Source organism: Verrucosispora sp. FIM060022, assembly GCF_003977705.1.
Lineage (GTDB): Bacteria > Actinomycetota > Actinomycetes > Mycobacteriales > Micromonosporaceae > Micromonospora > Micromonospora gifhornensis.
The window spans coordinates 24493-50807 of record NZ_RQIV01000007.1; the positions used below are offsets into that span (position 1 = coordinate 24493).

At 71.2% G+C, this 26315-nt stretch carries 25 protein-coding genes; 7 read left to right on the top strand and 18 right to left on the bottom strand.

Features of this window, described 5'->3' with window-relative positions:
- Positions 1–7: 7 nt before the first annotated feature.
- The 8 genes from EG812_RS19155 to EG812_RS19190 form a co-directional block, all read right to left on the bottom strand.
- The gene (locus EG812_RS19155; RefSeq protein ID WP_126712378.1) at positions 8–565 is read right to left on the bottom strand and encodes a hypothetical protein; all 558 of its coding nucleotides are present in this window, start codon (positions 563–565) and stop codon (positions 8–10) included.
- Between the two features lie 18 nt (positions 566–583).
- Entirely contained in the window at positions 584–772 is a 189-nt protein-coding gene (locus tag EG812_RS19160) for a hypothetical protein (protein ID WP_043719224.1), read from the bottom strand.
- A gap of 2 nt (positions 773–774) precedes the next feature.
- A complete protein-coding gene (locus tag EG812_RS19165) occupies positions 775–1329 on the bottom strand; it encodes a hypothetical protein (RefSeq protein WP_126712379.1) in 555 nt (184 codons plus the stop codon).
- Positions 1326–1838 carry a hypothetical protein gene (locus tag EG812_RS19170; RefSeq protein WP_013730843.1) on the bottom strand — a complete coding sequence of 171 codons (513 nt, stop codon included), beginning with the start codon at positions 1836–1838 and terminating at the stop codon, positions 1326–1328. The genes EG812_RS19165 and EG812_RS19170 overlap by 4 nt, the downstream gene beginning before the upstream one ends.
- A complete protein-coding gene (locus EG812_RS19175; protein WP_199743910.1) occupies positions 1838–2653 on the bottom strand; it encodes a hypothetical protein in 816 nt (271 codons plus the stop codon). Before EG812_RS19175 ends, EG812_RS19170 begins: the two co-directional genes overlap by 1 nt.
- Positions 2654–3045: 392 nt before the next feature.
- The gene (locus EG812_RS19180; protein WP_126712380.1) at positions 3046–3639 is read right to left on the bottom strand and encodes a MauE/DoxX family redox-associated membrane protein; all 594 of its coding nucleotides are present in this window, start codon (positions 3637–3639) and stop codon (positions 3046–3048) included.
- 150 nt (positions 3640–3789) lie between these two features.
- Positions 3790–5037: a phosphoribosylamine--glycine ligase gene (purD, locus tag EG812_RS19185; RefSeq protein WP_126712381.1), complete on the bottom strand. Its 1248-nt coding sequence runs from the start codon at positions 5035–5037 to the stop codon at positions 3790–3792.
- Positions 5038–5164: 127 nt separating this feature from the next.
- Positions 5165–6454 (bottom strand): adenylosuccinate synthase, encoded by a 1290-nt coding sequence (locus EG812_RS19190; protein WP_126712382.1) that lies wholly within the window; start codon positions 6452–6454, stop codon positions 5165–5167.
- A 124-nt stretch (positions 6455–6578) separates the two neighbouring features.
- Between EG812_RS19190 and EG812_RS19195 the strand changes: the two genes are divergently transcribed.
- Positions 6579–7577, top strand: a complete 999-nt coding sequence (locus EG812_RS19195) for a diacylglycerol kinase family protein (RefSeq protein ID WP_013730838.1) — start codon at positions 6579–6581, stop codon at positions 7575–7577.
- A gap of 69 nt (positions 7578–7646) precedes the next feature.
- Positions 7647–9836, top strand: a complete 2190-nt coding sequence (locus tag EG812_RS19200) for a MinD/ParA family ATP-binding protein (RefSeq protein WP_126712383.1) — start codon at positions 7647–7649, stop codon at positions 9834–9836.
- Positions 9837–10087: 251 nt separating this feature from the next.
- Here EG812_RS19200 and EG812_RS19205 read toward each other — a convergent pair whose 3' ends face one another.
- Entirely contained in the window at positions 10088–10516 is a 429-nt protein-coding gene (locus EG812_RS19205; protein ID WP_013730836.1) for a DUF3151 domain-containing protein, read from the bottom strand.
- Between the two features lie 369 nt (positions 10517–10885).
- Here EG812_RS19205 and EG812_RS19210 point away from each other — a divergent pair, with 369 nt between their 5' ends.
- Positions 10886–12133, top strand: a complete 1248-nt coding sequence (locus tag EG812_RS19210; protein WP_013730835.1) for an LOG family protein — start codon at positions 10886–10888, stop codon at positions 12131–12133.
- 81 nt (positions 12134–12214) lie between these two features.
- On the opposite strand, the gene fbaA is transcribed toward EG812_RS19210, so the two are convergent.
- Entirely contained in the window at positions 12215–13240 is a 1026-nt protein-coding gene (gene fbaA, locus EG812_RS19215) for a class II fructose-bisphosphate aldolase (RefSeq protein WP_013730834.1), read from the bottom strand.
- Positions 13241–13405: 165 nt separating this feature from the next.
- The gene (locus EG812_RS19220) at positions 13406–13789 is read right to left on the bottom strand and encodes a phage holin family protein (protein ID WP_043722518.1); all 384 of its coding nucleotides are present in this window, start codon (positions 13787–13789) and stop codon (positions 13406–13408) included.
- A 162-nt stretch (positions 13790–13951) separates the two neighbouring features.
- On the opposite strand from EG812_RS19220, the gene EG812_RS19225 reads away from it, so the two are divergent.
- The 4 genes from EG812_RS19225 (at position 13952) to EG812_RS19240 (ending at position 19313) form a co-directional block, all read left to right on the top strand.
- Positions 13952–14164, top strand: coding sequence for a hypothetical protein (locus tag EG812_RS19225; RefSeq protein WP_013730832.1), 213 nt, complete (start codon positions 13952–13954; stop codon positions 14162–14164).
- A 79-nt stretch (positions 14165–14243) separates the two neighbouring features.
- Positions 14244–15665: a 3' terminal RNA ribose 2'-O-methyltransferase Hen1 gene (locus tag EG812_RS19230; protein ID WP_126712384.1), complete on the top strand. Its 1422-nt coding sequence runs from the start codon at positions 14244–14246 to the stop codon at positions 15663–15665.
- A gap of 67 nt (positions 15666–15732) precedes the next feature.
- Complete coding sequence (locus EG812_RS19235; RefSeq protein ID WP_126712385.1) at positions 15733–18258, top strand: polynucleotide kinase-phosphatase; 2526 nt, start codon at positions 15733–15735, stop codon at positions 18256–18258.
- 119 nt (positions 18259–18377) lie between these two features.
- Positions 18378–19313, top strand: coding sequence for a DUF368 domain-containing protein (locus EG812_RS19240; RefSeq protein ID WP_126712386.1), 936 nt, complete (start codon positions 18378–18380; stop codon positions 19311–19313).
- Positions 19314–19362: 49 nt separating this feature from the next.
- Here the strand turns inward: EG812_RS19240 and EG812_RS19245 are convergent, their stop codons facing one another.
- The 7 genes from EG812_RS19245 to clpB all read right to left on the bottom strand — a co-directional run bounded on the left by EG812_RS19245 (position 19363) and on the right by clpB (position 26294).
- Entirely contained in the window at positions 19363–19740 is a 378-nt protein-coding gene (locus EG812_RS19245) for an ArsR/SmtB family transcription factor (protein ID WP_007454255.1), read from the bottom strand.
- A gap of 57 nt (positions 19741–19797) precedes the next feature.
- The gene (locus EG812_RS19250) at positions 19798–20328 is read right to left on the bottom strand and encodes an orotate phosphoribosyltransferase (RefSeq protein WP_013730827.1); all 531 of its coding nucleotides are present in this window, start codon (positions 20326–20328) and stop codon (positions 19798–19800) included.
- Between the two features lie 169 nt (positions 20329–20497).
- Positions 20498–21307, bottom strand: a complete 810-nt coding sequence (locus tag EG812_RS19255; RefSeq protein ID WP_043722509.1) for an SDR family NAD(P)-dependent oxidoreductase — start codon at positions 21305–21307, stop codon at positions 20498–20500.
- Positions 21308–21321: 14 nt separating this feature from the next.
- Positions 21322–21984, bottom strand: coding sequence for a hypothetical protein (locus tag EG812_RS19260; protein WP_126712387.1), 663 nt, complete (start codon positions 21982–21984; stop codon positions 21322–21324).
- A gap of 137 nt (positions 21985–22121) precedes the next feature.
- Positions 22122–23030, bottom strand: coding sequence for a collagen-like protein (locus EG812_RS19265; RefSeq protein ID WP_043719203.1), 909 nt, complete (start codon positions 23028–23030; stop codon positions 22122–22124).
- A 152-nt stretch (positions 23031–23182) separates the two neighbouring features.
- Positions 23183–23560: a hypothetical protein gene (locus EG812_RS19270; RefSeq protein WP_126712388.1), complete on the bottom strand. Its 378-nt coding sequence runs from the start codon at positions 23558–23560 to the stop codon at positions 23183–23185.
- A 142-nt stretch (positions 23561–23702) separates the two neighbouring features.
- On the bottom strand, positions 23703–26294 hold the full coding sequence (gene clpB / locus EG812_RS19275; protein ID WP_126712389.1) for an ATP-dependent chaperone ClpB: 2592 nt from the start codon (positions 26292–26294) through the stop codon (positions 23703–23705).
- Positions 26295–26315: the final 21 nt, after the last annotated feature.

The following is a 26315-nucleotide window of genomic DNA, read 5'->3' on the forward strand; positions in this document are numbered from 1 at the left end:
GAGATGCTCACGCCGGCAGCAGTGACGAGACCAGCACCGCCAACGCGGCCAGGTAGCCGACCAGGAGCACCCTGGTGACAGCCGTCGACCGGTGGCCCCACTCCAGGTTCCAGCCCCCGGAGTCGTCGAAGTGCAGCGCCGACGTGGTCATCAGCGACCGGCCCAGACCGAATCCGACACCGGCGGCGACGGCCGTCAGCGGCGTGGCGAAGAGCAGCAGCACCACCGCGGTCAGGTACGCCAGCCCGCTGGGCAGGTACGTCCGCACCCCGGTGCCCATCTCCAGGCCGAACTGGAAGGGCCCCGCGAACCGTCCCAGCCGGAAGACGCTCTCCGGCACCAGACGCTTGTTCTCCGGCAGCGGGAAGCGCAGCACGCCGAGTTCACGCAGGGTCACCACCAGGGCGGCGACCAGCACGATCCCGATCCGCACCGGCGGCGGAAGCGGAGCTCGCAGCAGGGAGCCGACAAGCAGCAGGGCCGCCGCGATGACGACGCCGCCGGCGACGAGCCCGAGGCAGAAGTAGAGAGCAGGGAGACCTCGCCAGACCGGCGAGCTCAGCACGGCGGCTGAGTTCCTGCTTCAAGTGGAGCCGCTGGTGGCGAAGCCGGCCGTCAGCGCCAGGCCCGCCACGAGCAAGGCCGTGGGCCACCATCCGTCGTACCGAAGGCCGGCTGCCGCCACGATCACGCCCAGGCCGACCACCAACCCCATGCCGGTGTACGGATGCCAGAACCGCCGCCGCAGCACGGCACTTCGGGACCCGGGCACGGTCAGTACCGGCAGATGGTGAAATAGGTGTTCGTCGTGCCGCCGGCCGAAACCGTGGTGTTGCCGTCCGAGCAGCGCCACCAGACACCGTCGGGAGTGGTCCACCGCCACGCGTTCTTCTTCGTCGTCGCGCCGCAGGAGTTCGAGACCGGCTTGTAGGTGTAGGTGACCGGCTCGTCCCGCACCGTGCCGGAGCGATGCCATCCCGAGGCGCAGTAGGTGCTGCCCCGGTACGCGCCGCCGAAGCAGGCAGCAGCCCTGGCGGTGTGCGAGCCCACGTTGTCCTTCTGTGGCGAGTAGCCGTTCGGGAACGCGTCCTTGCAGTCGTTGCGATCCCAGCCGGTCAGGCCGCCGGGTCCGGTCTCGGCGTGGGCCGGTGACGAGAAGCGAGAGGTGGCGGACGCCACGAAACCACCCACCGCGAGCGCGCTGAACGCGATCCCGCGCAGGACCGTTCGGCGCTGCGGCTGCACCCGCAGTCTGGTCAGCGCCCTGCTCCGCGGCGCGTCGGGCGCGGCGACGGACAGGTCGGGAATCTGCTCGAACGTCAATGTCATGACGCACTCCCCTCGCGGTGCAGGATCTTCTTCCGCACCAGGTCGAACTGCCGCTCGGCCGACCCGACGTCGACCGGCAGCGTGAGATCGACAACCCGGCCGTCGGCCCGGACGGCCATCAGCACCGGCGGGCTCAGATGGGCGATCTTCTGCCACTCGTCCCGGTCCGACACCACGTCGAACTCCTGCCGGACGGCCTCCGGCCACTGCTCGACGTCCTCGTAGGTGAGCAGGACCGGGCGGATTCCCGCCGCGTCGGCCAGTTCGGCCAGTCGCGCCGTCACGGCACCACACAACGGGCACCCGGTGTCCGAGGCGAGCACGACGCGATCCGCGCCGTCCGTCACCGTGGCCCCCAGCACCAGGTCGGGCCCGGCAGACGAGTAGCTGACCTCGCGGACCACCAGCGCGCGGAGCATCCGGACCTCCCGTAGGAGCGCCCCGACCGCCAGGAACAGGATGAGGATGGCGATCCAGTTCAGGATGGTCAACGCCACCGACGGCGACATCAGCCGACCGTCCAGGAAATGTTGATCTGCTCCAGCCAGGCGAGCTTGTCGGCATCCGTCACCGCGTCGTCGGCGTCGGCGAAGACCACCTCCGCCATCGCGGACGGAAAACCGAGGGTGTACGTGTAGTCGGTCAGCTGGGCGGCCGACGTGACGCCGGGCAGCGGCGAGCGCCACACCTCACCGAACATCGTTCGGGCGCCCTGATGGCGCGGCTGAAGGCTGGCTGCGTGGGCGGGCCCCGGGATCGACAACGACCCGAGCCCTTCGGCGAACAGCGCGATGTGCTCGCTCATCGTGCCCAGCAGCGTCTCTCGTCTGGGCCGTACCACCATTCCACGCACCTGGTCGGCGATCTCCAGCGTGGCGAAGAGTTCGACAAGCCGCTCGCGGCGCGGCGCCGGCCCGCCGAACACCGTCATCAGCTCGTGGTAGTCACCGATCAGCGTGGCGACCGAGGTGTGCTTGTCGAGCGACTCCGACACGACGACCTCGCGGCCGTGAACGAGGAGGCGGTCGACCGGATTCGCGGCAACCATGTAGGTGCAGGCGAATTCGTGATATCCGCGAGGCCCGATCTGGAATCCGCGCCCGTAGGCACCGCTGGCGAAACGGACGTGGGCCGCGACGCTGGTGACCCGAGGAAGTTCGGCAAGCTCGACATTCACCACCGCGGCACTGGGTGCTACCAACTCAAGACTCTGACCGGGCACTTGATCTCCCTCCCTGGTGGCCAGACCGTAGCAACAGCGCCGGCCGACCAGCGTCCTGTGTGGCATATGGGCATTGCCCGTACGCGCCGTGAACTCGGGCACCGCTTCGGGCTATCCGCCCCCGAGCATCCATATCGCCAATGCGAGCCGCTGAAATTCGGTGGATAACCGCCGACGAGGTCGACTCGACCTGATCTTTCAATGTTCCTGGCGCTTCGCCGTTTTTCGCGGGTGAGAGCGAAACCACAGCGCGGTGCTCGGACGATCACCCGCCCGCTGACGTCGACCGTTGCAGGGGCATGCCTGGTCGTCGGCCGGATGCCGACGAGCACTCCCACCGAAGGGACACCAGCGTTGCGTCCAGGTCAGGCATTGCGCTTCGTACGGTCTCGTCGCCCGCTCGCCCGGATCGCGCTCGTGCTCGCGGTGGTCGTCGCCCTGACCGTGGCCGCTGCGGCGACGGTCTACGGATGGCCGCTGCGGAGTGCCGAACTTCAGCGCGCAGAGGTCGAAGTCCCCGTTCCCGAGCTGTCGGCGACCGCTCCGCCGCTGACCAACTCCGGCACCAACCACCCGGCTGCCGCCGTCACGGCGGCGGCCAACCACAGTTCGAGTCCCGGTCGGATCACCGCACCACCCTCTGCCGCCGTGCCGACCAACCCGGCCACGGCGGCGGCTGTTGCGGCTGCTGTGGTGGCGGCTGCGGCGAAGATCAGTGCGCGGATCACCACCGGGAGCCCGGTGGATCGGCCACCCGCCAGGCAGCCGCAGGGTGTACCGGGGCGACGCCGTCGAAGCACCTCGGCGTAGCCCGCCAGGACGGCGTAGGTGACCGCGAGCAGGGCGTATCCGACCGTCGACAAGTGCGGTACGAGCAGCACGACGCCAAGGACCACAACGGCGACACCGACCTCGGTGGCACCCAGCAGCCGACCGGTCCAGATCCGGACGACGGACGGCAGCAGCGCCTGCCGGGCCAGCAGCGCCCGGACCCGGTGCGGGCGGGCGGCATGACCGACACCGGCCACGAACAGCAGCACCGCACCACCCAGAGCCACCACGGTCACCAGCGTCGAGAACCCACTCACCGTGCCTCCTCGGTCCGACTGGCACCAGATCCACAGGTCCAGGTGGGCATGGAGGGTGTCGGGGCGCCACCGACGGTCGTGAAGTGAACCGGCGGTGTGCAGCGACGTGCTGCCGCCCGCACCAACCTGGCGAACCGGTGTTAGCGGCGGTCAGCGGGGGACGACGACTCCCCCGTCGATCGCGACAGCGGCGATGTCGGAGCGGTGGTGCGAGCCCTCCAGCGTCACCTCGCGTACCAACTGGTAGGCGGCATCGCGTGCGGCGGCCAGGTCCGCGCCGGTGGCCGTACCGCAGAGGACCCGGCCGCCGGCGGAGAGCAACGCGCCGTCGGCGGCCCGGCGGGTGCCGGCGTGGATGATCCCCGGACGGTCCGCCCCGGTGATCACGTCACCGGTACGCGGCGTGGCCGGGTAGCCCTCGGCCGCGACCACGACGGTCACGGCGGCACCGGCGCGCCAGCGCAGCGGCGGGTGGTCGGCCAGCGTGCCGGTGGCGGCGGCGTGCAGCAGCCCGGCCAGCGGAGTCTCCAGCAGAGCCAGCACCACCTGGGTCTCCGGGTCACCGAAACGGGCGTTGAACTCGATCACCCGAGGACCCTTGGCGGTGATCGCCAACCCGACGTAGAGCAGACCGGAGAACGGGGTGCCCCGGCGACGCATCTCGGTAAGCGTCGGGTACACCACGTCGCGCATGACCTCGTCGACCAGACCGGCCGGGGCCCAGGGCAGCGGAGCGTACGCCCCCATGCCGCCGGTGTTCGGGCCGGTGTCGCCGTCGCCGACCCGCTTGAAGTCCTGCGCCGGCAGCAGCGGCACCGCCGCCTCGCCGTCGGTCACCACGAACAGTGACACCTCGGGGCCGTCGAGGTACTCCTCGATCACCACCCGGCCGCACTCCTGTGCGTGCTCCAGCGCCACCGCCCGGTCGTCGGTGACGACGACGCCCTTGCCGGCCGCGAGCCCGTCGTTCTTCACCACGTACGGCGGGCCGAACTCGTCGAGCGCCTTACCGACGCCCTCGGCCTCGGTGCAGGTGTACGCCCGAGCGGTGGGCACACCGGCGGCGGTCATCACGTCCTTGGCGAACGTCTTCGACCCTTCCAGCCGGGCCGCCTCGGCGCTCGGTCCGAAGACCGGGATGCCCTTGGCGCGTACCGCGTCGGCGACCCCGGCGACCAGCGGCGCTTCCGGCCCGATCACCACCAGGTCCGCCGCCACCTCGACGGCGAGCGCCGCGACGGCACCCGGATCGACGATGTCCACCGACCGCTGCTGGGCGACCCCCGCGATCCCCGGGTTACCCGGCGCGCAGATCAACTCGGAAACGGACGCATCCTCGGCAAGCCGCAGCGCGAGCGCATGCTCCCGCCCCCCGCCACCCAACAACAAAACCCGCACGACCCGGCATCCTACCCACCCCCACCCCCACCCCTGTTGATCAAGACGTTTGCGTCTCAGATCCGGCCGTCCGCGACCAGAACCTCCTGATCAACTCTGCGTACGGCGGCAGCGGGCGCGGAGGGGGCTAAGGGAGGAGGGGGTGGCGGGTCACGTTTTCTTCGCGGCCGGGGCCTACGCCCACCACTGAGACCTTGGTGTTGCAGAGTTCCTCGATGCGGGCGATGTAGCGCCTCGCGTTGTCGGGCAGGTCTTCCTCGGTCCGCGCCTTGGTGATGTCTTCCCACCAGCCGTCGTGCTCTTCGTAGATCGGGGTGGCGTGGTGGAAGTCGGTCTGGGTCATCGGCATGTCGTCGACACGCTTACCGTTGATCTCGTACCCGACGCAGATGGGGACCGTGGCCAGACCGGTCAGCACGTCCAGCTTGGTGATCACCAGGTCGGTGACGCCGTTGAGGCGGCAGGCGTAGCGGGCGACCACGGCGTCGAACCAGCCGCAGCGACGCTCCCGGCCGGTGGTGGTGCCGTACTCGTGGCCGACCTTGCGCAGGTGGGCGCCGTTGTCGTCGAACAGCTCGGTCGGGAAGGGGCCCGAGCCGACCCGGGTGGTGTACGCCTTGCTCACCGCGATCACCTTCGTGATCGCGGTCGGCGGGATGCCCGCGCCCACGCACGCCCCGCCGGCCGTCGGGTTCGACGAGGTGACGAAGGGGTAGGTGCCGTGGTCCATGTCGAGCATGGTGGCCTGGGCGCCCTCCAGCAGCACGGTGTCGCCGCGGTCCAGCGCGTCCCAGAGCATCGCCCGGGTCTCCGCGATGTACGGCCGCAGCCGCTCCGCGTACTCCAGGTACTCCTCGATGGTGGCGTCGAGGTCGATGGCCTTGCGGTTGTAGACCTTGAACATCACCTGGTTCTTCTCGCGCAGCGCGAGTTCCAGCTTCTTGCGCAGGATTCCCGGGTCGAGCAGGTCCTGCACCCGGATGCCCATCCGGGCGACCTTGTCGCCGTACGCCGGGCCGATGCCCCGGCCGGTGGTGCCGATGCGGGAGCTGCCCAGGTAGCGCTCCACCACCCGGTCCAGCGCCCGGTGGTGCGGCATGATCAGGTGCGCGTCGCCGGAGATCCGCAGCCGGGACACGTCGACGCCCCGCTCGGCGAGGCCGTCGATCTCGCTGAGCAGCACCTTCGGGTCGACCACCACACCGTTGCCGATGACGATCACGGCGTTCGGGGACAGCGCCCCGGAGGGCATGAGGTGCAGGGCGTACTTCTGGCCGTCCGGCGTGATCACCGTGTGGCCGGCGTTGTTGCCGCCCGAGTAGCGGACGACGTAGTCGACCCGCTCACCCAGCTGGTCGGTAACCTTGCCCTTGCCCTCGTCGCCCCACTGAGCGCCGATGAGCACGATCGCTGGCATCTTCTCGCCTCCAGAAGGCTCGGGTGCCAGATGGCGACCGGTCAGCGAGCCCGGGGTGTCAGGTTAACAAGTAGTGACGGCTCGACCGGCAGGGGTCGCGCAGACAAAGCAGGAGGAGCTACCCGTGTACGACGTGGTGCTGCTCACTCTGGGCTCGGAGCGGGACGCTTCCGGGGCCGGGTGCGGCAGCGGCGAAGCCTGCTGTGGCGGCGATGTGGCAGCGACGAAGGACCGCGACGACCGCTGCGAGACGCCCCGCGTACCCGTGTTGGCCTGTGCGGACGCGTTGACCGCCCGAGGCGCCCGGGTGGAGGCGGTGACCGCCCGCTCGGACGCGGAGATCGACGACGTGCTGGCCCGGCTGGACGGTCCGGCCCGGCCCGACGGCCTCACCTGGCCGGACCCCGACTCCAAGATCCGCCTGGTGGTCGCCGTCGCCGGTGACGCACAGTTGCGCGCCGTGCTGCGCCGACTGGTCCGACGGTACGCCCCACCGCCCAGCCGCCGCCCGGCGGACCTGGCCGGCAACCGGACCGTGCCGGACCTGCCGCCGATCGGCGTACTGCCGCTGGACCCGGCCCGCAGCACGACGCACCGTGACCTGGCCGCGCAGCTCGGCCTGCCGCGTGACCCGGCTGCGGTGGCCGCCGCGGTGCTCGACGGCACGCCCCGACGGCTCGACCTGCTGCGCAACGACGGTGGTTCGGTCACGCTGGACGGTGCCCTGCTCGGCGCCGCGAGCGAGGACGGCCGACCGCTGCACTGGCGCGGCCGGGTCGAGGTGGACGACGCCGTGCTCTCCGACGGCGACGATCCCCTGCTGGCCTGCGTGATCGGCAACGCGGGCGGTTACGCCCGGCTCGACGACGTCACCCTGCTCGCCGACCCGGACCCGAGCGACGGGCTGGTCGAGGTGGCGGTGGCCGTACCGGTGGTCACCCGGTCGCGGCTGGGCCGTCGGCGGGTACGCCTGGAGGTCCGCCGGGCCCGCGGTCGAGCCGCCTCGGTGCTGCCTCGCGACGAGGCCGCGCTGCCCTACCTGGACGACGGTGTGCAGGGCGAGTTGACCCGTAAGCGGTCCTGGTGGACCGAGCCGGGCGCCTGGGCGGTCTGGACGCCCTGACCGCGTCCCGCACCGGCGGCCGAGATCGTCCGGTGGGCCTATCCTCGGCTGGAGGACTGGGGAGGAACCGTGGTGGACGAGAACGCCGACCGGGTGCACGTGCCCGGCCAGCATGGGGTGCCGGAACGGGACATCGAACCACTCTGGCCACCCGACCAGATCGACGGCTTCGGCACGTCGGGGTGGGACGCCCCACCGCCCGCCCCGCCTGTCGCCCCACCGCCCGGCGGTCGACCGGCGACGTCACCCGGTGACCACCCGCCGGCCACCCACTCCGCGACGCCGGGCGGATATCCGGCTGTCCCGCCGTCGCCCGCCGACTACCCGTCGTTGACCGGCGGTGGGCCGCCCGCCACCGGCTGGGCACCGGCGCCGCCCACCCCGCCGCAACCGCCCGTTTCCGCTGATCCGGATCCGGGTCCGGCCGCCAGCGCGTGGGGGCCGGGTAACGGCGGCTCGTTCTCGGTGCCGCCGACCGCATCCGGACGAGCGACCCCGGTCGGGCCGCCGCCGGAGTCCGGTCAGGTCAACCTGGACCTGCCGTTCACCCTCGACCCACCGACCGCCCTCACGCCGAGCCGGGACAGTGGGCCGCGCGCGGTGAGCGACAACGTGCCGGCGGAGCGGGGTGACGCGCCCGACGCCGGGGCGGACTCCGCGGCAGCGGAGAGCGGCGACGCGACCTCGACGACCCGGCCGATGGAGTCACCGTGGGCGCAGCCGCCACAGCGGTCCGGTGTCGCCACCCCGTCGGAGAACGGCGGCAGGGCCGAGGCCGCGGTCGGTGTGCCTCGCCCCACCTGGGCCGGGCCGGCTCAGCCACTCCCGCCGGTGCCGTCCGCGCCGCCGGACACCCTGCTGTCCGGCACTGCGGTACCCCAGCAGCCTGGACCGGATCAGGCGGCTTTTCCGCCGCCCCAGCGCGGCAGCTTCCCCGTGCCACAGCACGGTGTGGCCACACCCCAGCACGGCGATCCGGTGCCGCACCCTCCCGCACCGCACGGCGAGCCGCTACCGCACCCTCCCGCACCTCAGCAGGGTGTCGTGGCTGGTCCCGAGACGCCCGTACTCCAGCCGGGGCCCTTCACGGCCGCGGTGCCGCCGCCGGCCGACGTCAGGGCACCTGCCGCGCCTCACCCCGGGCCGGGCGCACCCCAGGTCACGCCGCCGTACGCAACACCACCCGGGCCCTTCCCGCCGCAGCCGGCCTGGCAACCGGCCCCCTGGCAGCAGCAGGGCCCGCCGGCGGTGTCACCGCCGGTGCCGTACCAGCCGACGGAGACCGCGCCCCGGACCGGGTACGCGGATCAGGGCTGGACGCAGGAGACCGGCGGTGCACCCACCGCGGAGGACTTCGCGCGACGGCGGCAGGTGCGCCCCACCGACCCGGTCGCGACGATGGGCGTACGCGCAGTGGTCAACAAGACGGGCCTGGTGAAGCTGCCACCGGGCCGGCACGAACTCGAACTCAAGCGCGACATCGAGATGGTGCGCCGCAACTTCGGCGGGCTGCGTCAGGTCACCGTGGTCAACCCGAAGGGTGGTGCCGGCAAGACGGTGGCCATCCTGCTGCTCGCCATGACCTTCGGGCAGAAGCGTGGCGGTTACGTGCTGGCCTGGGACAACAACGAGACCCAGGGCACCCTCGGCATGCGCGCCCAGCAGGACTTCCACTCCCGTACGGTGCGGGACCTGCTGCGCGATCTGGGTCAGTTCCACGGTGCGCACGGCCGGGTCGGCGACCTGTCGCAGTACGTCCGTTCGCAGGGCGAGGGGATGTTCGACGTACTCGCCTCGGACGAGTCGGCCACCGGGGGCGAGATGCTCACCGCGGCGGCCTTCGGTGAGATCCGCGAGGTGGTCAGCCGGTTCTACAAGTTGATCTTCGTGGACACCGGCAACAACGTCCGGGCACAGAACTGGCAGGCGGCGATGGACGCCACCGACCAACTGGTGGTCACCATGTCGGCCCGTAACGACTCGGCCGAGACCGCCGCCCGGATGCTCGACCACCTGGAGCAGAGCGGACGGCAACGGCTGGTCCGGCAGGCGGTCACGGTCGTCTCGATGCCGCCGTCGCGCAAGGAGATCGACCTGCCGGCGATCCAGGAGCACTTCGCCGCGCGTACCCGGGCGGTGCTGCTGGCGCCGTACGAGCGGCTCATCGACACCGGCGAGCCCATCCGATACGCCGGCCTGTCAGCGGCCACCCGCGACGCCTGGCTCAAGATCGCCGCCGCCGTGGCCGAGGGCCTGTAGCCCGAGCGGGGACCCGCGCGAGCGGGGACCCGCGCGAGCGGGGACCCGCGCGAGCGGGGACCCGCGTGGGCGGGGACGCGGCGCGCTCGATCCGGGATCGAGTGGCTTCCAACGCGAGGGAGACCACTCGATCCGGGATCGAGCGCGATCATGCTGGTGGGCGGCGTCACCGCGGCCCTCAGGGCCGGCAGGTCACTGCGGCCCTCGGGGCAGGCGGGTCGCTGCGGTGAGGGGCTACCCGGGGTTGAGGGTCAGTTGCTGGCGAGGGCGTCGGCGGCGGCCGGGTCGCAGTCGCGGAGGAACTGGGCGCAGCGGGCCGCCTCGTCGGCCTCGCCGATCTCGTCGGCGGCCCGGGAGAGCACGTACAGGCAGCGCAGGAAGCCCCGGTTCGGCTCGTGCGACCAGGGCACCGGACCGTGCCCCTTCCAACCGTTGCGGCGCAGCTGGTCCAGGCCACGGTGGTAGCCGGTGCGGGCGTACGCGTACGCCGCGACGGCCTGATCCTGCGCGAAGGCCCGGGTGGCCAGCACGGCCCAGGCGGCGCTGTGGCTCGGGAACCGGGCCGCCGCCTCGGCGTACGCCTCGTCGCTGCCGGCCTGCTCCGCCGTGGTCAGGGCGGCGTCGGCCTCCTCGTCGGCGGGCAGGAGCGTGGCGGGTGGCTCAGGTAGGAGGTTCTGCATCGCCCCATTCAACCCGCATCGACCGGCGGTACGCGAGCGGGTCCGGCAAGCCGGCTGACTGAACGGCCGAGAGGTCTGTCACGCCTGCGGCCCATGCCGCCAATTGGAACAATCCACTACAACTGAATCTCCGGAGCCTCCCCAGGAACCGGATTGCGGGAGCCCGGCCAGGCCGCCGGGCTCCCGCCCACCGCTGCTGACGCTCCCGCCCACCGCCGCCGGGCACCCCTCCACCGCTGCTGACGCTCCCGCCCACCGCCGTCGACGCCCTCGCCCCAACACCGCCGACGCTCCCGTCCAGCGGCGTGCGGGTCGACGCCGGACCGGGGCAGGTCGGCGCGGGTTGAGCCGGCGGGGCAGGATGATCAGGTGCCGACTCCACCCCCCGCGGACGTCATCGAGCCGCACACCTGGACAAACGAGATTCAGACCCGGGCCGAGTTCGACCGGCGGCTGGCCAGCGGAAGCCTGGTCGGTCTCACCGTCCAGGGACTTCGGCTGGATCTCGACCCGATCCCCGACTTCACCACCGTCGAGGTGGCCGGGACGCTCTTCGTCGGTTGCCGCTTCGCCTCCCGGCAGGTCGGCGCCGACCTGGTCCGGCGTGGCGCGAACGTGGTGCCGCCGTTCTCCGGGCTGCCCTACCCGACCCAGCCGCCGCACCTCTACACCCCTGAGGAGTTGGCCGCCGGCTTCGCCGAGGGCGGGTTCGAGGCGATGTACGACGCCCGGGTGTACGCGCACTTCCGGGCCCACGGCGGGGCGCTGCCCGACGTCCGGGAGGCGCTCGGCCAGCGGCTGCACGACCACGGCGTGGACAACGCGCTCGCCGATGCCACCCGTGCCTGGCTGACCGCGCACGGGCCGCAGTCGGTGGTCGGCGTGATGGGCGGGCACGCGGTACGCCGGGGCAGCCGGTCGTACCGGATGGCCGCGGTGCTCGGCCGAGAGCTGGCGCGGGCGAACCGGCTGGTGGTCACCGGCGGCGGGCCGGGCGTGATGGAGGCCGCCAACCTGGGCGCGTACCTGTCGACCCGCCCGGCCGAGGATCTGACCGCCGCCATCGACCTGCTCGCCACCGCACCCGACTTCAGCGACCACGACCGCTACACGGCGGTGGCACTTCGCGTCCGGGAGTTGTTCGGCCGTTCGGTCACCCCACCGCCGGACGGCACCGAGCCGGCGACGGCGTACCAGGCCGACTCGACCGAACTGGCCACCGGTGACCTGGACTGGGCCCACTGCGGCGGGCTGGCGGTGCCGACCTGGCTCTACGGCCACGAACCGGCGAACCTGTTCGCCGGCCGGATCGCAAAGTACTTCTCGAACGCCATCCGGGAGGACACCATCCTGCGGCTGGCCCGGGGCGGAATCGTCTTCGCTCCCGGCCGGGCCGGCACCGTGCAGGAGGTGTTCCAGGCGGCCACCAAGACCTACTACGGCACCGACGGGGCCAGCGGCGCCTACGTGTTCCTGGACCGTGCCTACTGGACCGAGGAACTGCCGGTGGAGTCGCTGCTGCGTCCGCTGCTGGCGACCTCGCCCTTCGGTGACCTCTCCGACACCGTGCACCTCACCGACGACGCCCACGAGGCCGTCCGCCTGCTGCTGCGGTAAGGAAGGGCACCTTGTTAACAGAGCGACGGCGGTCAGGCTCCGGGAAGGAGCCTGACCGCCGCCGTCGGGACGTCTAGTACGTCACTTGGTCATCGTGGTGCCGGTGGAGCGCAGGTGCTCGCAGGCCTCCGCCACGCGGGCGGCCATGCCGGCCTCGGCGGCCTTGCCCCACACCCGCGGGTCGTACAGCTTCTTGTTGCCGACCTCGCCGTCGACCTTGAGTACGCCGTCGTAGTTGCGGAACATGTGGTCCGCCACCGGGCGCGAGAAGGTGTACTGGGTGTCGGTGTCGATGTTCATCTTCACCACGCCGTAGTCGAGCGCCTCGCGGATCTCGGACAGCAGCGAGCCGGAGCCACCGTGGAAGACCAGGCTGAGCGGCTTCTCCTTGCCGTACTTGGCGCCGACCGCCTCCTGGATGTGCTTGAGCACCTCGGGGCGCAGCTTGACGTTGCCCGGCTTGTAGACGCCGTGCACGTTGCCGAAGGTCAGCGCCGCCATGTAGCGGCCCTTCTCGCCCAGGCCGAGCGCCTCGACCATGGCCAGGCCATCCTCGACGGTGGTGTAGAGCTTGTCGTTGATGGCGTTCTCGACGCCGTCCTCTTCACCACCGACGACGCCGACCTCGATCTCCAGGACGATCTTGCCCTTGGCGGCCTCGGCGAGCAGCTGCTCGGCGATCTCCAGGTTCTCCGCGACCGGCACGGCCGAGCCGTCCCACATGTGCGACTGGAACAGCGGCTCCTGGCCGGCCTTCACCCGCTCCTGCGAGATGGCCATCAGCGGCCGGACGAACTTGTCCAGCTTGTCCTTCGGGCAGTGGTCGGTGTGCAGCGCGATGTTGACCGGGTACTTCTTGGCCACCTCGTGCGCGTACGCGGCGAACGCCACCGCGCCGGTGACCATGTCCTTGATCGAAGGGCCGGAGAGGTACTCGGCGCCGCCGGTGGAGACCTGGATGATGCCGTCGCTCTCCGCGTCGGCGAAGCCCTTGAGCGCCGCGTTGAGCGTCTGCGACGACGTCACGTTGATCGCCGGGTACGCGTACCGGCCCGCCTTGGCGCGGTCCAGCATCTCGGCGTAAGCCTCGGGGGAAGCGATGGGCATGTCGAACGCTCCTTACTTGCCGCTGTCGGCCGTGCGGCCGCTGTTCTCCTTGCGTGCCGGTTTACGGCGCCTGATACCACTGGGCACGCCGGACCGCGCTGTCCTCCGCGGGCAGTATCCCGTAGCTCGTGCAGCCGGGCACAACCGGCCCAGCGCGCCGAGCGCTCACCGCCGGTCCGTCGAGTCGGGCACGATGACGCTGATCAGCCAGGTGACCACTGCCATCACGATGGCGCCCCAGAAGGCCGCCCAGAAACCGTTCACATGGAACGGCAGTTTCAGCACCCCGGCGACCCAGTCGGTCAACAGGAACAACAACGCGTTGACCACCAACGCGAACAGGCCGAGAGTCACCAGGTAGAAGACGCAGCCCACCACCTTGATCAGCGGCTTGAGCACCGCATTGATCACCCCGAAGATCAACGCCACGATGAGCAGGGTGAAGGCGGTGTCGTAGCCGCTGCGTCCGGTCACCTCGACTCCGGGCACGATAAGCGTGGTGACCCACAGTGCCACGGCGGTGGTCGCCAGTCGGATGAGGAAGCCCACGACCACATCCTGGCATCGGGGCGGCCACCGGCGGGTCGGTTCGGCCGACTGACCTGCGGTCACGGCGTACCCTCACGCGCCCGGCAGGTCGGTTGCCAGCGAGGTGCGTGCGCAGCCCGTACCGTGGGTGGGTACCGTCCACCGACTACCCGGAGGCATCGAATGGGTCAGCCTGACGAGGACTTCGCTCCCGGCGACCACCTCAGCCCGGAGGAGCGCGATCTGGAGGCTGAGCCGGCCGACGCGATCGAGCAGGCCGCCGTGGTCGATCCGACCCGGGCCGACGACGAGCCGCACCGCGGCTTCGAGGTCGACGACTGGGACGCGATGGAGCAGGCCCGGGTGGTCGCCGCCGACGAGGACGACTACCGCTGACCTGTGCTGGGGCCGCAGCGTTGCAGGGCTGGCCGAAAACAGGACGACGCAAGATCGACGGAGCTGACACCATTGGCCCGTGCTGCTGACCCTGACCACGACGCACCGACCGGCGACCGATCTCGGTCACCTGCTGGTCAAGCATCCCGACCGGACGCACGCCTTCGACGTGCCGGTCGGTACGGCGCACGTGTTCTATCCGCAGGCCGACGAAGCGCGGTGCACCGCCGCTCTCCTGCTTGACGTCGACCCGACAAAGCTGGCCACCGCGCGGGGCCGGGGCCGTGGGCGGCAGCCGACCGCGACCCCGGAGAGCTTCACCCTCGGGCGGTACGTCAACGACCGGCCGTACGCCGCGTCCAGCCTGCTCGCCTCGGCGCTGTCCCGGGTGTACCGGTCGGCGCTGCGCGGCGAGTCCCGGGACCGGCCGGAGTTGGCCGCCACCAGCATCCCGCTGGAGATCCGGGTGCCCGTGCTGCGCTGCCGGGGCGGTGCCGAGGTGGCCACCCGGCTGTTCGGCCCGCTCGGCTGGACGGTGACCGCCACCGCCATCACGCTCGACGAGCAGCACCCGCAGTGGGGCGAGAGCCGCTACATCGACCTCACTCTCACCGGCACCCTCCGGGTCGCCGACGCCCTCAACCACCTGTACGTCATGCTGCCCGTGCTGGACGACGCCAAGCACTACTGGGTGGCCCCGGACGAGGTGGACAAGCTGCTACGGGTCGGTGCCGGTTGGCTCGCCGGCCACCCGGAGCGGGGGCTGATCGTGCGTCGCTACCTGGCCCACCGGCGGGCACTTGCCGGTCAGGCGTTGGAGCGGCTGGCCGCACAGTGCCCCACCGACGAGCCGGGTGTCGACGACGGCGTGGCGGACCGGCCGGCCCAGGCACCTCGGGCGTCACTGGCCGCCCGACGCCGGGAGGCGGTGCACACCGCGCTGGTCGAGGCCGGTGCCCAGCGCGTACTTGACCTGGGCTGCGGCGGCGGTGCGCTGCTGGCCACGTTGATCGGGGACCGCCGGTTCACCGAGATCGTCGGCACCGACGTCTCCACCCAGGCACTCAGCCTGGCCGCTCGCCGGATCCGACTCGACCGGCTGCCCGAGCGGCAGCGCAACCGGGTCACCCTGCACCAGTCCGCGCTGACCTACCGGGACGAGCGGCTGCGCGGGTACGACGCCGCCGTGCTGATGGAGGTCATCGAGCATCTCGATCCGCCGCGCCTGCCGGCGCTGGAGGACGCGGTCTTCGGTTACGCCCGACCGACCACGGTCGTGCTGACCACGCCCAACGTCGAGCACAACGTCCGGTACGAGGGTCTCGCGGCGGGCGCGTTCCGGCACTCCGACCACCGCTTCGAGTGGACCCGTGCCGAGTTCGCCGAGTGGGTCGACCGGGTCAGTGCGACGTACGGCTACTCCGCCGTCGTACGCGGCGTCGGCGACGACGACCCGCAGGTCGGCGCGCCGACGCAGTTGGCCGTGTTCACCCGAACCTGAGTGTTAACAAGGGGCCCCTGCTCTACCGGAGGCGTTAATAAGGGGCCCTTCCTTTCAAGGAGGCGTGGTGGCTGTACTGGGTGTTCCGGAGCTGGCGCTGGTGGCGCTGGTCGGCGTCTCCGGGTCCGGCAAGTCCACGTTCGCCCGCCGGCACTTCGCGCCCAGTCAGGTGCTCTCGTCCGACGCCTTCCGGGCGATGGTCGCCGACGACGAGAACGACCAGTCCGCCTCCGCAGACGCCTTCGACGCGTTGCACTACGTGGCGGGCAAGCGGCTGCGGGCCGGTCGGCTGACCGTGGTCGACGCGACAAACCTCCAGCCGCACGCCCGGGCCGCCCTGGTCCGGGTGGCCCGCGAACACGACGTCCTGCCGGTGGCCATCGTGCTGGACGTGCCGGAGGCGCTGGCCTGGGCGCGTACCGAGGCCCGGGCCGACCGCACCTTCGGCAAGCAGGTGCTCGCCCGGATGTCCCGCGACCTGCGCCGGACGTACGCGCAGCTGGCCCGGGAGGGCTTCCGCAAGGTGCACGTGCTGCGGGGCGTCGACGAGATCGACGCCGCGCAGATCCGCTTCGAGCGGCTGTTCAACGACCGGCGGGAGCTGACCGGGCCGTTCGACATCGTCGGTGACGTGCACGGCTGCCGCGCCGAACTGGAGTCGCTGCTCGGTCGGCTGGGCTGGCAGCTGCACCGCGACGAGGCGGGCCGGGCGGTGGACGCCACGCACCCGGCGGGGCGTACCGCCGTGTTCGTCGGTGACCTGGTGGACCGCGGCCCGGACTCACCGGGCGTGCTCCGCCTGGTGATGGGCATGGTCGCGGCCGGGCACGCGCTCTGCGTGCCGGGCAACCACGAGCAGAAGCTGCTGCGCAAGCTGCGCGGGCGCAACGTGAAGGTGGCCCACGGTCTGGCGGAGACGCTTGAGCAGTTGGCCGCCGAGCCGGACGAATTCAGCGCCGAGGTGACGACCTTCGTCGACGGCCTGGTCAGCCACTACGTGCTCGACGGCGGCCGGTTGGTGGTGGCGCACGCCGGGCTGAAGGAGGAGTACCAGGGGCGGGCGTCCGGCCGGGTACGCGCGTTCGCGCTGTACGGCGAGACCACCGGCGAGACCGACGAGTACGGCCTGCCGGTGCGCTACCCGTGGGCGCGGGAGTACCGGGGCGCAGCGACGGTGGTCTACGGTCACACCCCCACCCCGGAGCCGGAGTGGGTCAACAACACCATCTGCATCGACACCGGCTGCGTGTTCGGCGGGCGGCTGACCGCGCTGCGCTACCCGGAACGGGAGCTGGTGGCGGTGCCGGCGGAGCGTGAGTGGTACGCCCCGGTCCGCCCGCTGACCGCCGTACCGGCCCGGCCGGACGAGGTGCTGGAGTTGACCGACGTGGTCGGCCGGCGGCACGTGGAGCACCCGTACGGCTCGCTCACCGTGCCGGCGGAGAACGCCGCCGCCGCGTTGGAGGTGATGAGCCGCTTCGCGGTCGACCCGCGCTGGCTGGCCTGGCTGCCGCCCACCATGGCACCGTGCTCGACCTCGAAGTTGGACGGTTACCTGGAGCACCCGGCGGAAGCTTTCGCCGACTACCGGGCGGCCGGGGTGGACCGGGTGGTCTGCGAGGAGAAGCACATGGGCTCCCGCGCGGTCGTGCTGGTCTGCCGGGAGGCCGACGGCGGCCCGTTCGGTCCCGGTGGCGGGGTGGTGCACACCCGCACCGGTCGGCCCTTCTTCGGTGACCCGCTGGACACCGAACTGCTCGCCCGGGTCCGCACGGCGGTCTCCGCCGCCGGGCTCTGGGAGGAGTTGGACACCGACTGGTTGCTGCTCGACTGCGAGCTGCTGCCCTGGTCGGCCAAGGCCGGTGGCCTGATCCGCGAGCAGTACGCGAGCGTCGGCGCGGCCGGCCGCACGGCCCTGCCGGCAGCGTTGGCGGTGTTGGACGTGGCGGCCGCCCGTGGGCTGGACGTCGGTGTTCTGCGCGATCGGGTGGCCGGTCAGCGTGCCGACCTGCTCGCCTACACGGCGGCCTATCGCGCGTACGTACGCCCGACGGACGGTCTGCGTGGCGTGACCCTGGCACCGTTCGCGGTGCTGGCGGGGCGGAAGGCGAGCTATGCCGACCGGGATCACGGCTGGCACCTCGCCCTGGCCGACCGGCTCTGCGCGGCGGATCCGGAGTTCTTCACCACCACCCGTCGTCAGGTGGTCGACCTGTCCGACGCCGATGCGGTACGCGAAGCCACCGACTGGTGGCTGGCGTTGACCGCGGACGGCGGTGAAGGCATGGTCGTCAAGCCGTACGCCGGTCCGGCGGCCCGCAGCGAGCGGGGTTCCCTGCTCCAGCCGGGCATCAAGTGCCGGGGGCGGGAGTATCTGCGGATCATCTACGGCCCGAGCTACACCGAGCCGGCCCGACTGGCCGCGCTGCGGAGCCGGTCGCTGGGTCGCAAGCGGGGGCTGGCCCTGCGCGAGCACGGGCTCGGCCTGGCGGCGCTGGACGCCCTGGCCGATGGTGCACCGCTGTGGCGCCGACACGAGCTGGTCTTCGCGATTCTGGCCTGCGAGTCCGAGCCGGTCGACCCTCGACTGTGACCCGGTCGGCCGACCCTCGACGGTGACCGGCCCAGGCCGTCGGATCACGTACCGGTAGCCTGGGTGGCCGCGCCGGAGGCCATTCGGTCAGGCCGGGCGACCGACAGGACGGATTCTTCGTGGCATTTGGCGAACGGTTGGGGCACGGGGTACGTGGCGCTGCCATCGGTGTGGCCGAGGCGGTACCAGGGATCAGTGGCGGAACGATCGCACTGGTCACCGGCGTGTACGAACGGGTCATCGCCTCCGCCGGCCACGTGGTGAGCGCGATCCGGTACGCCGCGTCGGACCTGCCGCGTGGGCGCGGCGGAATCCGCGCCAGGCAGCAGCTTCGCCAGGTGCACTGGGAGGTGGTCATCCCGCTGCTGATCGGCATGCTGCCGGGCCTGCTGATCGCCGCGAAGACCCTCGAACCGTTGCTCACCGACTATCCGGAGCAGACCCGAGGGCTCTTCCTCGGGCTGGTGCTCGCCTCGGTGCTGGTACCGGTGTCGATGGTGGGCGCACCGTGGCGGCGCAAGGAGATCGCGGCCCTCGTCCTCGCCGCGGTGGGCGCGTTCGCGCTGACCGGCCTGCCGCAGGCCACTCTCGACCCGCATCCGCTGATCGTGCTGATGGCAGCGGCCATCGCGGTCTGTGCCCTGGTGATGCCCGGGGTGTCCGGGTCGTTCCTGCTGCTGACCGTCGGCCTGTACGAGCCGACGATCACCGCGTTGAACGACCGCGACTTCGGCTACCTGGCGATCTTCGCGACCGGCATGGTGATCGGCCTGTCGCTCTTCGTCAAGCTGCTTCAGTGGCTGCTGGAGGAGCACCGCCGGATGACTCTCGCGGTCATGTCCGGTGCCCTGCTGGGCAGCCTTCGGGCACTATGGCCGTGGCAGTCCGACGAGCGGACCCTCCACGCGCCGGGCGACAATATCCTGCCCATCACCGCGCTGTTCCTGGTCGGCATCGCCGTGGTCACGGCGATGGTCGTCGCCGAACGTCGACGGTTGCGTCGCGCCGCCCAGGATCTCACCGAGGAGGCGTACGAGACACCTCAACGGCACTGACACCCGCCGTCTGGTGGCTACCCGTGGGCAGCCACCAGACGGCTGCGAGTCAGCGAGCCTTCTTGGTGGCCCGCTTACGCGGCGGGGTCAGCAGGTCGGCGATCGTGGCGATCGCGCTCGGGACCAGTCGGTAGTAGGCCCACACACCGCGCTTCTCCCGCTCCAGCAAGCCGGCCTCGGTGAGGATACGGAGGTGGTGACTGACCGTCGGCTGGGAGAGGCCGAGCGGTGCGGTCAGATCGCACACGCACGCCTCGCCCTCGGGCGCCGACTGGATCAGGCTGAGCAGCCGCAGCCGAGCGGGGTCGGCAAGGGCCTTGAGGACCCCCGCCAGCCGCTCGGCGTCGGCGCGTTCGATCGGCTCACCGGCAAGCGGCGAGATCTGAGGCATAGTCATTTCGGCCAACGCAGTTCCCACGTATTCCATCCTTCCACCAGCAGCATCGATCCGCCTGCATATCAGCAGATCCGAATCGGCAAACTTTTACGCCACAAGGCCGAGGTCAGCCAACGTATAGGCCGCCCGATAGGGCAATCCGGCGGCTCGCACCGCATCGCCGGCACCACGATCAACGATAACGGCCACCCCCACGACATCGGCCCCGGCCTCGCGAAGAGCCTCGACGGCGGTCAACACACTTCCACCTGTGGTGGAGGTGTCCTCCACCGCCAGCACCCGACGACCGGCCACATCAGGGCCTTCGATCCGTCGCTGAAGTCCGTGCGCCTTGCCGGTTTTGCGCACCACGAAAGCGTCCAACGGACGCCCGGTGGCGTGCAGCATCGACAGGGCGATCGGGTCAGCTCCCAATGTCAGGCCACCCACTGCGTCGTACGACCAGTCGGCGGTCAGGTCCCGCATCACCCGGCCGACCAACGGGGCCGCCCGGTGATGGAGCGTGACGCGCCTGAGGTCGACATACCAGTCGGCCTCCCGCCCCGAGGAGAGCACCACCCGGCCGTGGACCACAGCCAGGTCAGAGATGAATTTACGCAGGTCGTCGTGGTCCCCCATGGGGGTAGAGGGTACTGCGCACACCTGTGCGCCGCGTGCGCGGGCTACCTGCGGCTACCCGTCCGGGCGACCGATGAATGACGATGCCCATTACACTCGGTTAGCCGTCACCGTGATTCGAGTGATCCACCCTCGGGGCGGTCGTTTCCGGACCACCGAGCTGCGTCAGTCAGCCGCGGTCCCGGCCGATGCGGCCACGGGTGTCCCGGGCGACCCGGTCGAGCAGGCCACGCGGCGCGTGCCGCAGGCCCGCCACGGCCAGCTTGTACTTCCAGGACGGAACGCTGACGAACTTGCCTTTTCCCAGGTCACGTAAGGCTTCGTCGACCACGTCGGCGGCGTTGAGCCACATCCATTCCGGGGTTTTCGACATGTCGATGCCGGCTCGCTGATGAAATTCGGTACGCGTGTAGCCGGGGCAGAGCGCCATCACCCGTACGCCGAACGGGCGCGCGGATTGGCCCACCGACTCACTGAAGTTGGTGACCCACGCCTTGCTCGCCGAGTACGTCGATCCGGGCATGAGCGCGCCGAACCCGGCGACGGAGGAGACATTAATCACTGCCCCGTTCCGCCGTTCGGTCATCGTGACCAGCGCAGCAAGGGTGAGCCGCATGACGGCGTGCACGTTGAGCCGGAGCAACCGGATCTCGTCCGCCACCGACGATCGCAGGAACGGCGTGTTCAGACTGATCCCCGCATTGTTGACCAGCAACTCGACGGGCGGGGTCGCGGCGACTCGTTGCTCCACCTGCGCACAGCCGTCGTCAGTGGACAGATCGGCGGCAATCGTCTCGGTCTCCACGCCGTACCGGCCGGTCAGCTCGGCGGCCTGAGCAGCGAGCCGGGTCCCGTCCCGGGCCACCAGCACCAGGTGCCACCCGTCGGCGGCCAGTCGACCGGCGAAGGCCGCTCCGATGCCTGCGGTCGCTCCGGTGATCAGCGCCCAGCGACCGGCGGTCGGCTGGTCGGACGGCAACGTCACGGAACTGCTCACCTCGGCGGGTAAGAGGGCGGCGGCGCTGCCCCGGGCGGCGGATAAGGCTGGTACGGCGGTGCCCCGCCCGGCTGAGGCGGCGTCGCCGCGGGTGCCGAGCGGCGGCGGAACCAGGGACCGACCGACGGCAGGGCCAGCAGTACGGCTACCACAAGGTAACCGAGCACCTGGGCGACCGAAAGGGTCACGGTGAGCGGAATCCACCAGGACGGGTAGCCGTCCGCGGCCAGACCGAACAGTTCGGTGAGGGACGGGTCGTTGCGGAGATTCAAGGGTGTGACGTACTGGATGAGCTGAACCAGCAGGCCGCAGCAGCCGAACGACACACCGAAGCCGGCGACCACCCAGGTGCCCAACCGGGCACCGGATCGGCCTGCCGCCACACCGAGCGCAAGACCGGCGAGAAGGAACCCGGCCAGCACACTCACCACCGTCGACAGCAGGACCGAGGTCCGCAGGAGGGTGGCCATCGCGTCGATCTCACTGCCGCTCTGCGAACTGCCGGCGGCCGCGGCACGCAGCCGGTCGCCGATGCCGCCGAACGCGATCAGGCCCGCCAGCGCGTAGCCGAGGGCACCGAGCGCCATCACCGCCAGCACCGCCACAGCGAGCCGGACCGCGCCAGGCCGACCGACCGGCACCTGTTCGGGGTACGACACGACGAGTCCCTCCGGTAGGCGTTCGGGAAGCAACCTACTCGGAGGGACCGTCACAGTCGCCTCGGTTCGGGCGTGTCGAGGCCCCGGCGCGGGCCGTCCGGGCCGGACCGGGGCCTCAACCAGCCGATCAGCCTCGATCAGTTGGAGTTGCCGCTGGGCGGCTGATCGCCCGGTTGCCCCGGCGGATTCTGGCCGCCCTGCTCGCCCGACGGGCCCGAGGACGTCTGTCCCGGGATCGGCGGGTAGCCGGGCTCACCGGACTGTTGCGGCGGCTGGCCGGGCGTCGCCGGATAGCCGGGCTCAGCGGACTGGCCGGGCGTCGCCGGATAGCCGGGTTCACCGGACTGGCCGGGGTAGCCCGGCTGGCCCGGGTAACCCTGCTGGCCGGGTTGGCCTGGGTAGCCCGGCTGAGCCGGATAACCCGGCTGGGCCGGGTAGCCGGGGTAGGTGGCACCGGGAGTCGGCGGCTCCCACTGCGCCGCCGGCTTGCGGAAGAACTCGTTTGCCTTCGGCAGCGCCAGCAGGATCAGCGCCACCAGCAGCGAGATCAGGCTGATCACGCCGAGCAGGATGCTGACCGGAGTCGCCCAGGAGGGCAGCGCCTCCTCGACCCGGCGCTGGATCTCCTCCGCGCTGGGCATGTCCCCGCTGGTGTCGCTCGGCGTGGCGAGGCCACCGCCCAGGCTGCCCAGCATGTTGAACCCGTTGCAGCAGAACAGGATGCCGCCGACGATCCAGGTGGCGATCCGCGAACCGTTCTTGCCCCGCAGGTTCACCAGGCCCAGACCGGCCAGTGCCAGCGCCGCCGCCAGCATGAAGATGGAGGTGCCGACACCGACGGCGACCGTCAGGTCGGCGATCCCCTCCAGCCCTTCGGCGCTGCTGCCCTGCAGGGCTTCCTCCATCGCGTCGCGGACGGCGCCGATGGTGGCCAGGGTGATGATCGCGCTGATCAGCTGGCAGATCGCGAACAACCACAGCAAATAGGTGGATAGGGTTACCACACCCGGCCGAGACCGGGTCGGAGTGCTCTGAGGATCAGCCATCTCTCTCCTTCTCGGGAACGCGCTTCACCGTATCGGCACCCGACCAGTTCGGCACGCCTGAGGTGCCAGCCGCACCGCGCGTCACCTGCGGCAACGGCGGTCGATCAGTCGAGATGAATCCATGCTCCGGCGCGATCCGACCACCGACGGGCTCAGGATTCGGCGAGCCGGTCGGCGGCGTACGCACCGACGGTAGTGCTGTCCAGCACGCACCCGGTGGCGGTCTGCAGCTGTGCGGAATCGGCGCGCAGCCCGACCCAGACCGCCTGTCCGGCTGCCGGATCGAGCCGTTCCAGGAGAGTGGCCGCGTACACCCGGGCGGCCGGTGTGCCCGCCGACAGCAGGCGTTCGAGCTGCCCGCGTACCTCTTCGGGGCGGTCGGCCGCCAACTCCTCGATCCGTTGGTAGGCCTCGGTCTCCGGCAACATGGTTCCGGCCAGCCCCACCCCACCGAAGGTGACCGTCTCGGCGTTGGCGAGGGCCGCGGCCGCATCCGCCAACTCGTCGTGCTGTCGTCCCATCGCGAACATGTCTCCATCCTGACCCGGACGCACGGGCGGCGCACCCCCTGTTCCGCGGGCGACCCGTACCGCTGACGACCACGGGTCCGTACCGCTGACGACGACGGGCCCGCGTCGCGAGGACGCGGGCCCGTGGCGGGTGGTTCGGCGGTCAGGCGGCCGTCACCGACAGGCCGTCCTTGGTGTCGGCGAGGTCGACCCGTACGGTGTCGCCGTCTCGAATCTTGCCGGCGAGCAGCGCCTTGGCGAGCTGGTCACCGATCGCGGACTGGACCAACCGACGCAGCGGCCGGGCACCGTAGATCGGGTCGTAGCCGTGCTCGGCGAGCCAGGTGCGGGCGGCGTCGGTGACGTCAAGCGTCAACCGGCGGTCCGCGAGCCGGCGGCGCAGCCGGGCGATCTGGATGTCCACGATGGCCCGCAGGTCGTCGCCCTGGAGGGCGGCGAAGACCACGATGTCGTCGAGCCGGTTGAGGAACTCCGGCTTGAAGTGCGACCGGACCACCGCGAGCACACCCTCACGCCGCTGTTCCTCGGCGAGGGTCAGGTCGCTGATCACCGACGATCCCAGGTTCGAGGTGAGGATCAGGATGGCGTTGCGGAAGTCGACCGTACGCCCCTGACCGTCGGTGAGCCGGCCGTCGTCCAGCACCTGGAGCAGGACGTCGAAGACGTCCGGGTGGGCCTTCTCCACCTCGTCGAGCAGGATCACCGAGTACGGCCGGCGGCGTACCGCCTCGGTGAGCTGGCCACCCTCCTCGTACCCGACGTAGCCGGGCGGTGCACCGACCAGCCGGGCCACGGAGTGCTTCTCGCCGTACTCGCTCATGTCGATGCGGACCATCGCCCGCTCGTCGTCGAAGAGGAACCCGGCGAGCGCCTTGGCCAGCTCGGTCTTGCCGACGCCGGTCGGGCCGAGGAAGAGGAAGCTGCCGGTCGGGCGGTCCGGGTCGGCGACGCCGGCCCGGGCGCGGCGTACCGCGTCGGAGACCGCGCCGACGGCCTCGGCCTGGCCGACGACCCGCTTGCGCAGCGAATCCTCCATCCGCAGCAGCTTGGCGGTCTCGCCCTCCAGCAGTCGGCCGGCGGGGATGCCGGTCCAGGAAGCCACCACGGCGGCGATGTCGTCGGCGCCGACCTCCTCCTTGAGCATCGCGCCGTCGGCCTGGAGCCGGGCCAGCTCCTCCGCCGCCTGCTTCAGCTCGTTGTTCAGTGCGGGGATGCGGCCGTAGCGCAGCTCGGCGGCGCGTTCCAGCTCGCCGTCGCGCTCGGCCCGCTCGGCCTCGCCACCGAGGCGCTCCAACTCCTCCTTGGCGGTGGAGAGCTTGGTGATGTGGGTCTTCTCCAGCTTCCACCGCTCGGACAGGGCGGTGAGCTGCTCGCGCTTGTCGGCCAACTCCTTGCGCAGCCGTTCGAGGCGCTCGGCGGAGGCGGCGTCCGGCTCCTTGGCCAGCGCCATCTCCTCGATCTCCAGCCGGCGAACCGCCCGCTCGATCTCGTCCACCTCGACCGGCCGGGAGTCGATCTCCATCCGGAGCCGGGACGCCGACTCGTCGACCAGGTCGATCGCCTTGTCCGGCAGGAACCGGTCGGTGATGTACCGGTCGGAGAGCGCGGCGGCGGCGACCAGTGCGGCGTCGGTGATGCGTACGCCGTGATGCACCTCGTAGCGTTCCTTGAGCCCGCGCAGGATGCCGATGGTGTCCTCGACGGTGGGCTCGCCGACCAGCACCGGCTGGAAGCGACGCTCCAGGGCCGGGTCCTTCTCGATGTGCTCGCGGTACTCGTCGAGCGTGGTCGCACCGACCATCCGCAGCTCACCGCGGGCCAGCATCGGTTTGAGCATGTTGCCGGCGTCCATCGAGCCCTCGCCCTTGCCGGCGCCGACGACGGTGTGCAGTTCGTCGAGGAAGGTGATGACCTGCCCGTCGGAGTTCTTGATCTCCTCCAGGACGGACTTGAGCCGCTCCTCGAACTGCCCCCGGTACGACGCACCGGCGACCATCGCGCCGAGGTCGAGCGAGACGAGCTTCTTGTCGCGCAGCGACTCGGGCACGTCTCCGGCGACGATGCGCTGGGCCAGGCCCTCCACGATGGCGGTCTTGCCGACACCCGGTTCGCCGATCAGCACCGGGTTGTTCTTGGTACGCCGGGACAGCACCTGGATCACCCGACGGATCTCGGAGTCCCGGCCGATCACCGGGTCGATCTTGCCGTCGCGGGCGCTCGCGGTCAGGTCGACGCCGTATTTGGCCAGGGCCTGGTAGGTCTGCTCCGGGTCGGCGCTGGTGACCCGGCGGTCCCCACCCCGCACCTTCGGAAAGGCGGCGACAAGCGTCTCCTCGGTGGCACCGGCGGCCTTCAGCGCACCGGAGACGGCACCGCCGACCCGGGCCAGCCCGGCCAGCAGGTGCTCGGTGGAGGTGTACTCGTCGCCGAGCGGGCGGGCGATCTGCTCGGCCGCACCGATGGCGTTGACGAACTCACGGGCCAGGGTCGGCTCGGCGATGCTGGAACCCCGGGCGGCGGGCAGCGCGTCGAGGGCCCGCTGGGTGACTCGGCGCAGCTCGGCGGGATCGGCCCCGACGGCGCGCAGCAGGCCGGCAGCGGTCGAACCCTCGGTGTCGAGCAACGACAGCAGCAGGTGCCACGGCTCCACGGTGGCGTGCCCGCGCTGGTTGGCCAAGGCGACGGCGCCGGTGATGGTCTCGCGGCTGCGGGTGGTGAGGCGTTCGGTGTTCATGGGCTCCCCTGGATCGGCGTG